10 protein-coding genes are annotated in these 14,160 nt (G+C 51.5%); 7 read left to right on the forward strand and 3 right to left on the reverse strand.

Going from position 1 to position 14,160, the window contains the following annotated elements; translation table 11 throughout:
* Positions 1-71 precede the first annotated feature (71 nt).
* Positions 72-1,192, forward strand: a protein-coding gene (locus OGY71_RS13230) for an IS3-like element ISSen4 family transposase (RefSeq protein ID WP_136754148.1) whose coding sequence is annotated in 2 segments (ribosomal slippage) — positions 72-330 and positions 330-1,192 — 1,122 coding nt in all. Because the reading frame shifts where the segments join, the coding sequence is not laid out codon by codon here.
* A 495-nt stretch (positions 1,193-1,687) separates the two neighbouring features.
* Here OGY71_RS13230 and silE read toward each other — a convergent pair.
* From silE to silR, 3 genes are all read right to left on the reverse strand, one after another.
* Complete coding sequence (gene silE / locus OGY71_RS13235) at positions 1,688-2,119, reverse strand: silver-binding protein SilE (protein WP_000790483.1); 432 nt, start codon at positions 2,117-2,119, stop codon at positions 1,688-1,690.
* Positions 2,120-2,369: 250 nt separating this feature from the next.
* Complete coding sequence (gene silS, locus OGY71_RS13240; protein ID WP_032433718.1) at positions 2,370-3,845, reverse strand: copper/silver sensor histidine kinase SilS; 1,476 nt, start codon at positions 3,843-3,845, stop codon at positions 2,370-2,372.
* Positions 3,838-4,518 (reverse strand): copper/silver response regulator transcription factor SilR, encoded by a 681-nt coding sequence (gene silR / locus OGY71_RS13245; RefSeq protein WP_038633715.1) that lies wholly within the window; start codon positions 4,516-4,518, stop codon positions 3,838-3,840. The genes silS and silR overlap by 8 nt, the downstream gene beginning before the upstream one ends.
* 189 nt (positions 4,519-4,707) lie before the next feature.
* Between silR and silC the strand changes: the two genes are divergently transcribed.
* The 6 genes from silC (at position 4,708) to silP (ending at position 14,139) form a co-directional block, all read left to right on the forward strand.
* Positions 4,708-6,093, forward strand: coding sequence for a Cu(+)/Ag(+) efflux RND transporter outer membrane channel SilC (silC, locus tag OGY71_RS13250; protein WP_126957227.1), 1,386 nt, complete (start codon positions 4,708-4,710; stop codon positions 6,091-6,093).
* Positions 6,094-6,121: 28 nt separating this feature from the next.
* Positions 6,122-6,475: a cation efflux system protein CusF gene (gene cusF, locus OGY71_RS13255; protein WP_008786772.1), complete on the forward strand. Its 354-nt coding sequence runs from the start codon at positions 6,122-6,124 to the stop codon at positions 6,473-6,475.
* 113 nt (positions 6,476-6,588) lie between these two features.
* The gene (gene silB / locus OGY71_RS13260; RefSeq protein WP_000157620.1) at positions 6,589-7,881 is read left to right on the forward strand and encodes a Cu(+)/Ag(+) efflux RND transporter periplasmic adaptor subunit SilB; all 1,293 of its coding nucleotides are present in this window, start codon (positions 6,589-6,591) and stop codon (positions 7,879-7,881) included.
* A gap of 10 nt (positions 7,882-7,891) precedes the next feature.
* Positions 7,892-11,038 carry a Cu(+)/Ag(+) efflux RND transporter permease subunit SilA gene (gene silA, locus OGY71_RS13265; RefSeq protein WP_000574029.1) on the forward strand — a complete coding sequence of 1,049 codons (3,147 nt, stop codon included), beginning with the start codon at positions 7,892-7,894 and terminating at the stop codon, positions 11,036-11,038.
* A gap of 86 nt (positions 11,039-11,124) precedes the next feature.
* Positions 11,125-11,565: a DUF411 domain-containing protein gene (locus tag OGY71_RS13270; protein WP_126957225.1), complete on the forward strand. Its 441-nt coding sequence runs from the start codon at positions 11,125-11,127 to the stop codon at positions 11,563-11,565.
* A gap of 126 nt (positions 11,566-11,691) precedes the next feature.
* On the forward strand, positions 11,692-14,139 hold the full coding sequence (gene silP / locus OGY71_RS13275) for an Ag(+)-translocating P-type ATPase SilP (RefSeq protein ID WP_286613394.1): 2,448 nt from the start codon (positions 11,692-11,694) through the stop codon (positions 14,137-14,139).
* Positions 14,140-14,160 lie beyond the last annotated feature (21 nt).

A 14,160-nucleotide genomic window follows, 5' to 3' on the forward strand; every position in this document is an offset into this window, starting at 1 on the left:
TGACCTGCTCCCCGTTGATTAGTACACCCCGATGTTAGTAATGTCTTCATAAGCCACATGAGGACATCCCCATGAAGAAGCGTTTTTCCGACGAACAGATCATCAGTATTCTCCGCGAAGCCGAAGCTGGGGTACCCGCCCGTGAACTCTGCCGCAAGCATGCCATTTCCGATGCCACGTTTTACACCTGGCGTAAGAAGTATGGCGGTATGGAGGTGCCTGAAGTTAAGCGCCTGAAGTCGCTTGAGGAAGAGAACACCAGACTCAAGAAGCTGCTTGCCGAAGCCATGCTGGATAAAGAGGCGCTTCAGGTGGCTCTTGGGCGAAAGTACTGACGACAGACCAGAAGCGGGAAACCGTGATGTTGATGTGTGATGCGACCGGTCTGTCGCAACGTCGTGCCTGCAGGCTTACAGGTTTATCCCTGTCGACCTGCCGCTATGAGGCTCACCGTCCGGCTGCTGATGCGCATTTATCAGGGCGCATCATTGAGCTGGCACTGGAGCGCAGGCGTTTTGGCTACCGTCGTATTTGGCAGTTGCTGCGCCGTGAAGGGCTTCATGTTAATCATAAGCGCGTGTACCGGCTTTATCACCTCAGTGGCCTGGGCGTAAAACGCAGAAGACGTCGTAAAGGGCTGGCAACAGAACGTCTGCCGCTGCTCCGTCCGGCGGCGCCCAATCTGACCTGGTCGATGGATTTCGTCATGGACGCACTTTCCACCGGTCGCAGGATCAAGTGTCTTACCTGCGTCGATGATTTCACAAAGGAATGCCTGACGGTCACTGTTGCCTTTGGGATTTCAGGCGTTCAGGTCACGCGTATTCTGGACAGCATTGCACTGTTTCGAGGCTATCCGGCGACGATAAGAACTGACCAGGGGCCGGAGTTCACTTGCCGTGCACTGGATCAATGGGCCTTTGAGCATGGTGTTGAGTTGCGCTTAATCCAGCCGGGCAAGCCAACGCAGAACGGATTTATTGAGAGCTTTAACGGACGATTTCGCGATGAATGTTTGAATGAGCACTGGTTCAGCGATATCGTTCATGCCAGGAAAATTATTAATGACTGGCGGCAGGATTATAACGAATGCCGCCCGCACTCCACGCTGAATTATCAGACACCGTCTGAATTTGCAGCGGGCTGGAGAAAGGGTCATTCTGAGAATGAAGATTCCGACGTTACTAACTGAGTGTTGTATCTAATCGTGGGGGCAGGTCAATCACAGAAGGAAAGCAGACAGAGCTGCGCGGCAAAGCAACAAAGGGAGGATATACTGTATGGAAAATGAAATCTGGGCATCCTACCCCAATTTATGTGGCGGATTTAGACAAAGCTGTTAGGGAATGTCTAAAATAGCGAAGCCATAGCATAGAATTTTTAATGGCATTATGATCAGGACATAAAGGACTTCATGCAGGGAAAAAATATCCCAAAAGAAACTGGTCATGTCAGCACACCAAAGGATCCTCGCCGGATCCTTTGGTTTTTCTCAGCCACAATCGCTTAACGTGAGTTTTCGTTCCACTGAGCGTCAGACCCCTATAATAATTCCTTTCAGACAGGTACCGGTTAAGTGTAGCTGAGTCAGACAAAAAAGCCCCCTGACGGGGGGCAAAAATGTAGCAACGTTGTTTCAGGAAAATCTATCAGGGAAAAGGTAACAGCACGGATACTACCGTCGCATTCAGCCTGCATTGATCATGCGGCGGTGCGCTTCGGCCATGGCCTGATGTGGGCCGGATTGCCCGTTATTCATGAATTCATGGGCAACCGCTGCTCTTTCATGCTCATTCATCGCCGCGTAAGACGTTGACGGGACGGTCGTGGATACCGTGTTATTTCCCATCATCTTCTGATGACTTTCCACCATTTTCTGGTGCGCATCCGCCGAACCGTTCGTCATGGTTTCATGAGCAATAATGGCCTGTTCATGCTGGTCCATACCGGTCATACGAGGAGCAGTCCCCTGGATCCCGACAGGAGCCGCAGCAGACTGCATCTGGTGAGCAGGAGCCTGTGCATTGTTGACGCGATCATGGATATTCACGGTTTCAGTGGCCCAGGCCGATGAAATTAAACCAAAGCCCAGCAAAGATGCTAATACGATATTTTTCATGATAACTCTCCATTTCTGAATTAGTGATGTCCGGGGAAGTACAACCGGTGTTTTCAGTTCCATAACTGAAACAAGTTCGGCAGCGTTTATTTCTCCGGAAGAGGGCTGGATATTCATTTCCTGGCGTACTCTGACGCCGGGTATTGATGAAGCAATCCAGCCTTCCTGATAAGTTGCACTAATTATATCGAATGGCTTCTGTTTGCTGCATGACAGGCTAATGACATCTTTGTCATTTACATCTTTATTTTCAGCATTGGGTTTCCGGGATCATTTTCTCCAGTCTGGGCACGGATAAGATAAAACGCGTGGAGCGTACGTCTGATTCCACCTGCACTCTTCCGTGATGTGCTTCCACGATTGACTTCACAATCGCAAGGCCGATGCCGCTGCCTTCTCCTTTTCGTTGTCTGGATGGATCCACCCGATAAAAACGGTCAAACAGCCTTGATAAATGTTCTTCAGGGATCGGTTTCCCTGGATTTTCAATCACAAGGTCAAAAAAGCTCTCCTGCTTTCTTATTGAGACTGTGATGGCCTGTCCCTCCGGGGTATAACGCAGGGCATTGGATAACAGATTATTGATCGCTCTTCTGAACATTTGTGGATCTCCCTCAACCAGGCAGGGCATCCCGTTAAATTTGAGCGTGATATTGCGTTCTTCGGCCCAGGCTTCGAAAAACTCGAAGACTTTCATGACTTCTGCTCTGAGGTCAAAACGGACCCTGTCAGGTATAAGCTGGTTATTGTCCGCCTGTGCCAGAAACAGCATGTCGCTGACCATTTTGGTCATCCGGTTATACTCTTCAAGACTGGAGTAGAGGACATCCTCAAGTTCCTTCTGGGTTCGATCCTGACTCAGTGCGATTTCAGTCTGCGTCACCAGATTGGTGATGGGCGTTCTGATCTCATGCGCGATATCGGCAGAGAAATTGGCCTGGCGGGTAAAGACGTCCTCAATCTTTCCAATCATATGATTGAACGAGATAACCAGTTGCTCCAGCTCAATGGGAACGCGTGTCGGTTCCAGCCGCGCATCAAGATTCTCGGAGGTGATGTTTTTAATGGCATTGCTGACATTACGAAGGGGCAGGTGCCCCTGACGGACAGCGATGCGAATGATCAGAACAATCAGCAGGCTTATCACGACGGCGATCGCAATCAGATTTTTTTTCAGCGCATCGAGGTAATGGAGATGGAAATTAATGGAGAGGCCAGTCAGCATGACATAATTCTGCTGTTTGCCCTGAAATATCGCCTGGCCAGAGGAGGCGATAATCCGGTATGTTTCCATCTTCATTTCAGACCCGGTATCCATCGGTCTCGCAGGATCCTCCACCGTCCAGAGAAAGACATCCCGTGCGCGGCTGTGCTCGCTAAAATCTGCGGAATTCACGGCCGGGTGTAGTGCCGCCCCCTGCGCTGAACTAAAGAGCACTTCCCCCCTGGGATTGAGGAGCAAAAGGGCAACGTTGCGGTAGCTGGCAATCGACTCCTTTATTTTGCTTACTTTTTTTTCATCCGGATCCACCGGGGACTGCAGTATACGGTTCAGGGTAGTGCTGATTTGTTGAAGATCGCTGACATCCTGCTCGGCAAAATGATTTTCAACAGAATGCAGCATAAACCAGGTGAAGGCGATAAAAGCCAGTATCGTGGACAGGCTGATAAAAAAGGTCAGCCGCAGGGCGAGTGAGAAAGGGCGCCTGGAAGGTTTGCTATGCATCCGGGGCCTCCAGCATATAGCCCACGCCCCGGACAGTCTGGATCAGCTTTGTCCCGTAATCGTTGTCTATTTTAGCGCGGAGTCGCTTTACGGCGACATCAATCGCGTTAGTGTCGCTGTCAAAATTCATGTCCCAGACCTGAGAGGCAATCAGGGAACGGGGAAGAACCTCGCCCTGATGGCGAATGAAAAATTCCAGCAGGCTGAACTCTTTACTGGTGAGCACAATGCGGTTTCCGGCGCGACTGACTTTTCTGGATACGAGATCCATCGAGAGATCAGCCACCCTAAACTGGCTTTCCGTGATCATCGCGTTTCCCCGCCTCAGAAGGGTTCTCACCCGGGCCAGCAGTTCGGCAAACGCAAAGGGTTTAACCAGATAATCGTCCGCACCCAGTTCCAGTCCTTTGACCCTGTGTTCGATCGTGCCGAGGGCCGTCAGTAGTAAGACCGGCATACCCTTTCCGGCAGTGCGCAGCATGCGGATGATATCCCAGCCGTTCACATCAGGCAGCATGATGTCCAGAATGACTAAATCATACTCGGCTGTCATGGCGAGATGATATCCGGTAAGACCATTATCAGCGTGATCCACTACGAACCCTGCCTCTGTAAGCCCTTTGCTGAGATATTCACCTGTTTTAATTTCGTCTTCGACGATCAATATTTTCATCTTGCTCCCCGTCTGGCTGCTAATGTCATTCTATTGCGCACACGATCGTAATCAACGAATTACCGTAAAAATGACAACATTGTCATTATTCTGTCACCCGACAAACAGAGTGCATTCTGTAAAGTAACCCTGGTAATACTCTGAACTTCATTTGAACCATTTACCAGGTCTGCCTGGACGAGAAGCAATATGTTCAAATTAAAACTACTCAGCATCAGCACAATCTTCATTCTGGCTGGTTGTGTCTCTCTGGCGCCTGAATATCAGCGTCCGGCAGCACCGGTACCCCAGCAGTTTTCACTGTCCCGTAACAGCCTGACGCCAGCGGTGAATGGCTATCAGGATACGGGCTGGCGTAACTTTTTTGTCGATCCCCAGGTCACCCGGCTGATTACTGAAGCCCTGACTAATAACCGTGATTTGAGAATGGCTGCACTGAAGGTTGAAGAGGCCCGGGCCCAGTTCAACGTCACGGATGCAGATCGTTATCCCCAGCTGAATGCCTCATCCGGGATCACATACAGCGGTGGTCTGAAAGGTGACAAGCCGACCACACAGGAGTACGGCGCAGGTCTGGAGTTCAGTTATGAGCTCGATTTTTTCGGCAAACTTAAGAACATGAGTGATGCTGATCGCCAGAACTACTTTGCCAGCGAAGAAGCCCGTCGGGCCGTACACATCCTGCTGGTATCCAACGTTTCACAAAGCTATTTCAGCCAGCAACTGGCGTACGAACAACTTCGTATTGCGCGGGAAACGCTGAAAAATTATCAACAGTCCTATGCTTTCGTTGAGCAGCAGCTCGTGACCGGGAGTACGAACGTTCTGGCACTTGAACAGGCGCGAGGACAAATCGAAAGTACCCGCGCCGAAATAGCCAAACGAGAAGGCGATCTGGCTCAGGCAAACAATGCCCTGCAACTGGTGCTGGGAACGTACCGCGCACTTCCGTCAGAAAAAGGGATGAAAGGCGGGGAGATAGCCCCAGTAAAATTGCCACCAAATCTGTCTTCACAAATTTTGCTGCAGCGACCGGATATTATGGAAGCGGAATATCAGCTGAAAGCGGCTGATGCCAATATTGGCGCAGCGCGAGCGGCCTTTTTCCCCTCAATTACCCTGACCAGTGGTCTTTCCGCAAGCAGTACGGAGCTGTCCAGCCTGTTTACGTCAGGAAGTGGAATGTGGAATTTTATCCCTAAAATTGAAATTCCTATATTTAATGCTGGCAGGAATAAAGCCAATCTGAAGCTGGCTGAAATTCGCCAGCAACAGTCGGTGGTTAATTACGAACAAAAAATTCAGTCAGCCTTTAAGGATGTTTCCGACACGCTTGCGCTGCGCGACAGCCTTAGCCAGCAACTTGAGTCACAGCAGCGTTATCTTGATTCACTTCAGATAACTCTCCAGCGTGCCAGAGGATTATATTCCAGTGGTGCTGTCAGTTACATTGAAGTGCTGGATGCAGAGCGTTCTCTCTTCGCTACGCAGCAAACCATTCTCGATCTTACCTATTCCCGGCAGGTTAACGAAATTAATCTGTTTACCGCACTGGGTGGCGGTTGGGTAGAGTAAATTTATTTCATTAATCAGGAAATTTAAAATGCGTAATTCACTTAAAGCCGTTTTATTTGGTGCCTTCTCTGTCATGTTTTCTGCCGGTCTTCATGCTGAAACACATCAGCATGGCGATATGAATACTGCCAGTGATGCTTCGGTACAGCAGGTTATCAAGGGCACCGGTGTCGTTAAAGAAATTGATATAAATAGTAAAAAGATCACCATTTCGCACGAAGCAATCCCTGCGGTGGGCTGGCCTGCAATGACCATGCGCTTCACTTTTGTTAATGCAGACGACGCTATCAATGCCCTGAAAACCGGCAACCATGTCGATTTCTCGTTTATTCAGCAGGGTAATATTTCTTTACTTAAAAGCATTAACGTGACGCAGTCCTGATTGGCTGTCCGGAGCGATTACATCCTGTGCGCCTGTACATTCACATAGGTATATGTGTGAGTTAACCGTCAGGCGCATATGCCAGGTGTTTTGATTTTTTAGCGGAAAATTGTATGGCTTCTTTAAAGATAAAATATGCTGCAATAATTATCAGCAGCCTCATAGCAGGGGGGCTGATATCGGTTACTGCCTGGCAGTATGTAAACTCAGCACAAAAGACAGAAAAAACAGAACAAAAGGCACCGGAACGAAAGGTGCTTTTCTGGTATGACCCAATGAAACCGGATACCAAATTTGATAAACCCGGAAAATCGCCCTTTATGGATATGGACCTGGTGCCAAAATATGCTGATGACAGTGGCGATAAAAGCAGTGGCGGGATCCGTATCGACCCAACCCAGGTTCAGAATCTGGGATTAAAAACGCAAAAAGTCACGCGAGGAATGCTGAATTATTCTCAGACAATCCCGGCTAATGTCAGCTATAACGAGTATCAGTTTGTTATTGTGCAGGCGCGTTCTGACGGGTTTGTCGAAAAAGTCTACCCCATGACGATTGGCGATCATGTGAAGAAGGGGACGCCACTTATCGATATTACCATTCCGGACTGGGTGGAAGCACAGAGTGAATTCCTTCTGTTATCCAGCACCGGTGGTACTTCCACGCAAATTAAAGGCGTTCTGGAACGGCTTCGCCTGGCAGGTATGCCGGAAGAGGATATTCAGAGACTGCGTTCTACCCGGAGCATTCAGACCCGTTTTACCATTAAAGCACCTATTGATGGTGTCATTACTGCATTTGACCTGCGCACCGGCATGAATATTTCGAAAGATAAGGTGGTGGCTCAGATTCAGGGGATGGACCCGGTCTGGATCAGCGCTGCAGTGCCAGAATCTATCGCCTATCTGCTGAAAGATACGTCGCAGTTTGAAATTTCGGTACCGGCTTATCCGGATAAAACATTCCATGTCGAAAAATGGAACATTCTTCCCAGCGTGGATCAGACAACCCGTACGCTTCAGGTCCGTCTCCAAGTTTCTAATAAGGATGAGTTTCTCAAACCGGGCATGAATGCCTATCTCAAACTGAATACCAGAAGCCAGGAGATGCTGCTAATACCAAGCCAGGCCGTTATCGATACCGGCAAAGAACAGCGCGTGATTACTGTTGATGATGAAGGCAAGTTTGTGCCGAAACAGATCCACGTTCTGCATGAGTCACAGCAACAGTCCGGCATCGGCTCCGGCCTGAATGAAGGCGATACCGTGGTGGTCAGTGGCCTGTTCCTCATTGACTCTGAAGCCAATATTACGGGCGCACTGGAACGTATGCGCCACCCTGAAAAAACAGAAAGCAGTATGCCAGCAATGTCTGACCAGCCTGTAAATATGCATTCAGGGCACTGAGGAGACGACGATGATTGAATGGATTATCCGGCGCTCTGTCGCCAACCGTTTCCTGGTCATGATGGGGGCCCTGTTTCTCAGCATCTGGGGCACATGGACGATTATTAACACGCCTGTCGATGCCTTGCCTGACCTGTCAGATGTGCAGGTCATTATCAAAACCAGCTATCCCGGCCAGGCCCCGCAGATTGTAGAAAACCAGGTCACCTATCCACTTACCACCACCATGCTGTCCGTGCCTGGCGCAAAAACCGTGCGTGGTTTTTCACAGTTCGGTGATTCGTATGTGTATGTCATTTTTGAAGACGGCACCGATCTGTACTGGGCCCGTTCCCGCGTGCTGGAGTACCTGAACCAGGTACAGGGAAAACTGCCCGCCGGTGTGAGTTCTGAAATCGGTCCGGACGCCACGGGGGTGGGCTGGATATTTGAATATGCCCTTGTCGATCGCAGCGGAAAACACGACCTTTCAGAACTGCGTTCTCTGCAGGACTGGTTCCTGAAATTTGAGCTGAAAACCATCCCGAACGTGGCTGAGGTCGCTTCGGTTGGCGGCGTGGTGAAACAGTACCAGATTCAGGTCAATCCGGTAAAACTGTCTCAGTATGGTATCAGCCTGCCCGAAGTGAAACAGGCCCTTGAATCGTCTAACCAGGAGGCCGGTGGCTCATCCGTTGAAATGGCCGAAGCTGAGTATATGGTCCGTGCCAGCGGTTATCTTCAGAGCATTGATGATTTTAATAACATCGTCCTGAAAACAGGCGAGAACGGCGTGCCGGTTTATCTGCGGGATGTTGCCCGCGTGCAGACCGGGCCTGAAATGCGGCGTGGTATTGCCGAGCTGAACGGCCAGGGCGAAGTCGCTGGCGGCGTGGTGATCCTGCGGTCGGGTAAAAATGCACGCGACGTTATCACGGCAGTGAGGGATAAACTTGAGACGCTGAAGGCCAGCCTGCCGGAAGGCGTTGAAATCGTGACCACCTACGATCGCAGCCAGCTCATCGACCGGGCGATTGATAACCTCAGTTCCAAACTTCTGGAAGAGTTTATCGTGGTGGCCATCGTCTGTGCCCTGTTCCTGTGGCACGTACGTTCTGCCCTGGTGGCGATTATCTCTCTGCCGCTTGGTCTGTGTATCGCCTTTATCGTCATGCACTTCCAGGGACTGAACGCCAATATCATGTCGCTGGGAGGGATAGCGATTGCCGTCGGTGCGATGGTGGATGCCGCCATTGTGATGATTGAGAATGCGCATAAGCGGCTTGAGGAGTGGGATCATCAGCATCCGGGTGAGCAGATTGACAACGCCACCCGCTGGAAGGTGATTACCGATGCCTCCGTTGAAGTGGGACCCGCACTGTTTATCAGCCTGCTGATCATCACCCTGTCCTTTATTCCTATCTTTACCCTGGAAGGTCAGGAAGGACGTCTGTTTGGCCCGCTGGCATTCACGAAAACGTACTCCATGGCGGGCGCGGCCGCGCTGGCCATCATCGTCATTCCGATTCTGATGGGATTCTGGATCCGGGGGAAAATTCCTGCAGAGACCAGTAACCCCCTGAACCGGGTACTGATCAAAGCGTATCATCCATTGCTGTTGCGGGTTCTCCACTGGCCAAAAACAACCCTGCTGGTTGCGGCCTTGTCCATTTTCACCGTTATCTGGCCGCTGAGCCAGGTGGGCGGTGAGTTTCTGCCGAAGATTAACGAGGGCGACCTGTTGTATATGCCGTCGACCCTGCCGGGTGTCTCTCCGGCTGAAGCTGCAGCGCTCCTGCAGACGACGGACAAGTTAATCAAAAGCGTTCCTGAAGTGGCCTCTGTATTTGGCAAGACCGGTAAAGCAGAGACCGCCACGGATTCCGCACCGCTCGAAATGGTTGAAACCACGATCCAGCTCAAACCAGAGGATCAGTGGCGTCCAGGCATGACGATTGACAAGATTATTGAAGAACTCGACAGGACCGTCCGTTTACCGGGGCTGGCAAACCTCTGGGTGCCGCCAATCCGTAACCGTATTGATATGCTCTCAACCGGGATCAAAAGCCCGATAGGTATCAAGGTGTCCGGAACGGTTCTGTCCGATATCGATGCAACGGCGCAGAGTATCGAAGCGGTCGCCAAAACCGTACCCGGCGTAGTGTCTGCTCTCGCAGAGCGACTGGAAGGCGGGCGCTACATTGATGTGGATATCAACCGGGAAAAAGCCTCCCGCTACGGAATGACGGTGGGCGATGTGCAGCTGTTCATCTCATCAGCCATCGGCGGCGCGACGGTAGGGGAAACGGTTGAAGGCGTGGCCCGGTACCCGATTAATATCCGCTATCCGCAGGATTACCGGAACAGCCCGCAGGCCCTGAAACAGATGCCGATCCTGACCCCGATGAAGCAGCAGATCACGCTGGGCGATGTTGCGGATATTAAGGTCGTTTCCGGGCCGACTATGCTGAAAACGGAAAATGCCCGTCCAGCCAGCTGGATTTACATTGACGCGCGCGGCAGGGATATGGTGTCGGTGGTTAATGACATTAAAACGGCGATCAGTCAGAAAGTGAAACTGAGACCGGGTACCAGCGTGTCATTCTCCGGACAGTTTGAACTGCTTGAGCATGCCAACAAGAAACTGAAGCTGATGGTGCCGATGACGGTGATGATCATCTTCATCCTGTTGTATCTGGCATTCCGCCGGGTTGATGAAGCCCTGCTGATCCTGATGAGCCTGCCGTTCGCCCTGGTTGGCGGGATATGGTTCCTGTACTGGCAGGGCTTCCATATGTCTGTCGCAACCGGAACGGGGTTTATCGCTCTGGCCGGGGTGGCAGCAGAGTTTGGCGTGGTCATGCTGATGTATCTGCGTCATGCCATTGAAGCGCACCCGGAATTGTCCCGTAAAGAGACGTTCACACCGGAAGGTCTTGATGAAGCCCTCTATCATGGTGCCGTGCTGCGTGTCCGGCCGAAAGCCATGACCGTGGCGGTGATCATTGCGGGTCTGCTGCCAATACTCTGGGGAACCGGTGCAGGTTCAGAAGTCATGAGCCGTATCGCGGCACCCATGATTGGTGGGATGATCACGGCTCCGCTGCTGTCCCTGTTCATAATTCCTGCCGCCTACAAATTAATCTGGCTGCGCAGACATAAAAAAAGCGTGTCATAACCCTGTAAGGGCATCCTCTGTGGGTGCCCTTCTGTACTGATTCATCCTGACGTCAGGGGTTATATCGATAATATACAGAGGTGAGTATGAAAAAAGTGGTCCTGGTGGCCCTGGCTCTCGGCCTTTCACTGCCCGCAATGGCGAGTGAAAAAGTGATTGATATGTACAAATCTGAAAACTGTGGCTGTTGTTCCCTGTGGGGCAAGGCGATGGAAAAAGACGGGTTTGAAGTACGAACTCACGTCATGAATGATCAGGCGCTGTCAGCCCTGAAAGAAAAGCATGCTATTCCTGCAGGACTACGAAGTTGTCATACCGCGGTTGCCGGTAATTTGATCATTGAAGGCCATGTGCCTGCGACAACGATACATAAGGCAATGCAGTCTGGTTCGGGTATATACGGTCTCGCCACCCCCGGTATGCCAGCAGGAAGTCCTGGAATGGAGATGGGAGCCCGAAAAGAGGCTTACGATGTTATCGCATTCTCACCGGATGAAAGTAAAAAAGTCTTCCAGCGAATCGAATAGTCAGCGGAACGGCTGATAACGGGACGCCGGTAGCAGGCACTCCTGTGCCGGCGATATTCGTGGTAATCGCATCCATGACATACCCTGAAGACAGAAGATGCTTCGGTATGCATAAGGAGAGTTACTGTGAAAAATGACAATGCAGTGCAACACAACAACCAGACTGCTTCTGAGCAGACATTATCCCCGGACGAGGGCCACGTATTGCATAAGGTGAGAGATCCCGTGTGCGGGATGGCCATCCTGCCCGACAGGGCGCACAGCAGCATTCGATACCAGGACCATCAACTTTATTTCTGCTCCGCCAGCTGTGAGAGTAAATTTAAAGCCCATCCCGATCGTTATCTTACCGAAGATGCCAGTGAACATTCCCATCACCATCACCACGATCATCACGAAGTCAGCCCTGATCAGATAAAACAGCCTCACCACCAGGCGGAGAAAGAGAATTCTGAAGGTGTGTGGACATGTCCGATGCACCCGGAGATACGCCGCAGTGGTCCCGGAAGCTGTCCTGTCTGTGGAATGGCACTGGAGCCGCTCGTAGCTACGGCATCCACGGGGCCAAGTGATGAACTTCGCGACATGACAAGACGCTTCTGGCTGGGGTTGTTGCTGGCGTTTCCGGTTCTGGTACTCGAAATGGGATCTCATCTGTTTCCCGCCTTGAGGAATACAGTACCGCCACAGTACAACACATGGCTGCAGCTGCTTCTGGCCTCTCCTGTCGTGTTGTGGTGTGGCTGGCCATTCTTCGCCCGGGCCGGAATGTCGTTACGTAACCGCTCCCTGAATATGTTTACCCTTGTTGCAATGGGCACCGGCGTAGCCTGGGTGTACAGCGTCATTGCAACCGTCTTCCCCTCCTGGTTTCCTGCATCGTTCAGAAACATGGATGGCCTGGTGGCCGTTTATTTTGAAGCCGCAGCAGTTATTACGGTGCTTGTTCTGCTGGGACAGGTTCTTGAGCTGCGGGCACGGGAACAAACCTCAGGTGCCATTACTGCACTACTGAATCTTGCCCCCAAAACCGCCAGGCGGCTGGATCATGACGGTCATGAAACGGATATTAATGCGGAAGATGTTCTGCCTGGCGATAAGCTCCGCATCAGACCAGGAGAGAGTATTCCGGTCGACGGTATTGTGATCGAAGGCAAAACAACCGTTGATGAATCGATGGTGACCGGGGAATCTATGCCGGTTACCAAAACGGAGGGTGACCCTGTCATCGGGGGGACCATTAATCAGACAGGGAGTCTCATCATCCGTGCAGAGAAAGTCGGTGATGAAACAATGCTCTCACGAATTGTTCAGATGGTCGCTGATGCACAGCGTTCGCGTGCCCCCATCCAGAGAATGGCTGACAGCGTTTCAGGCTGGTTTGTTCCTCTGGTGATACTTATCGCGGTTGTTGCTTTCGTGATCTGGTCTGTCTGGGGGCCCGAGCCCAGGATGGCGCACGGTCTCATTGCGGCTGTGTCGGTCCTGATTATTGCCTGTCCCTGCGCGCTGGGGCTGGCCACGCCGATGTCGATAATGGTGGGGGTGGGCAAAGGAGCCCAGGCCGGGGTGTTAATCAGGAATGCCGAAGCCCTTGAGCGTCTTGAAAAAGTGGACACGCTGGTTGTCGACAAAACAGGCACGCTCACGGAAGGTTCGCCTACGGTGACAGGGATTATCAGTCTCAATCCGGGTGGGGAAACATCTCTTTTGCGTGTAACAGCCGCAGTGGAAAAAGGCTCGCAGCATCCGCTGGGTATGGCAGTAGTTAAAGCAGCACAGGAAAAGGGGATCGCAATACCCGCAGTCACTCATTTCGATGCACCGTCGGGTAAAGGTGTCTCAGGCGATGTCGAAGGTCAACGGGTTGTTATTGGTAATGAACTGGCTATGCAGGAAAACAGTATCGTTATTGATAATCAAAAGGCCGTTGCGGATACGTTGCGGATGGAAGGCGCTACCGTTATCTATGTGGCCACAGACGGGGACCTTGCAGGCCTGATAGCTATCTCGGATCCCGTGAAAACAACCACGCCGGATGCGCTTAAAGCTTTGCGTCAGGCGGGGATCCGCATTGTTATGCTCACCGGGGATAACCAGCTTACTGCTGAAGCAGTCGCACGGAAACAGGGAATAGATGAGGTTGAAGCCGGAATTCTGCCGGATGGCAAAAAAGCAGTGATAACCCGACTGAAAGCGTCTGGCCATGTGGTTGCGATGGCCGGAGACGGTGTGAATGATGCCCCGGCGCTGGCAGCGGCTGACGTGGGTATAGCCATGGGAACGGGTACAGATGTGGCAATTGAAAGTGCCGGAGTCACCCTTCTCAAAGGCGACTTGATGATACTGAACAGGGCCCGTCATCTGTCAGAAATCACCATGAAAAATATCCGACAGAATCTGTTTTTTGCATTTATCTACAACGCACTTGGCGTGCCTGTGGCTGCAGGTCTGCTTTATCCTGTGTATGGAATACTGCTGTCGCCAGTTATTGCGGCGGCGGCCATGGCTCTTTCCTCCGTCAGCGTCATTGTGAATGCGTTGCGTCTGAAAAGTGTCAGGCTCGGGAAATAACCCTGAGTGAAGGGTCAGTTA

This window comes from Citrobacter sp. Cpo109, assembly GCF_030332565.1.
Taxonomy (GTDB): Bacteria; Pseudomonadota; Gammaproteobacteria; order Enterobacterales; family Enterobacteriaceae; genus Citrobacter; species Citrobacter portucalensis.

Excerpts from the sequence above, each read along its gene's own strand:
- silA (WP_000574029.1), top strand. The coding sequence starts at position 7,892 with ATGATTGAATGGATTATCCGGCGCTCTGTCGCCAACCGTTTCCTGGTC.
- cusF (WP_008786772.1), top strand. The coding sequence starts at position 6,122 with ATGCGTAATTCACTTAAAGCCGTTTTATTTGGTGCCTTCTCTGTCATG.
- silR (WP_038633715.1), bottom strand. The coding sequence starts at position 4,518 with ATGAAAATATTGATCGTCGAAGACGAAATTAAAACAGGTGAATATCTC.
- silC (WP_126957227.1), top strand. The coding sequence starts at position 4,708 with ATGTTCAAATTAAAACTACTCAGCATCAGCACAATCTTCATTCTGGCT.
- silE (WP_000790483.1), bottom strand. The coding sequence starts at position 2,119 with ATGAAAAATATCGTATTAGCATCTTTGCTGGGCTTTGGTTTAATTTCA.
- silS (WP_032433718.1), bottom strand. The coding sequence starts at position 3,845 with ATGCATAGCAAACCTTCCAGGCGCCCTTTCTCACTCGCCCTGCGGCTG.
- silB (WP_000157620.1), top strand. The coding sequence starts at position 6,589 with ATGGCTTCTTTAAAGATAAAATATGCTGCAATAATTATCAGCAGCCTC.
- OGY71_RS13270 (WP_126957225.1), top strand. The coding sequence starts at position 11,125 with ATGAAAAAAGTGGTCCTGGTGGCCCTGGCTCTCGGCCTTTCACTGCCC.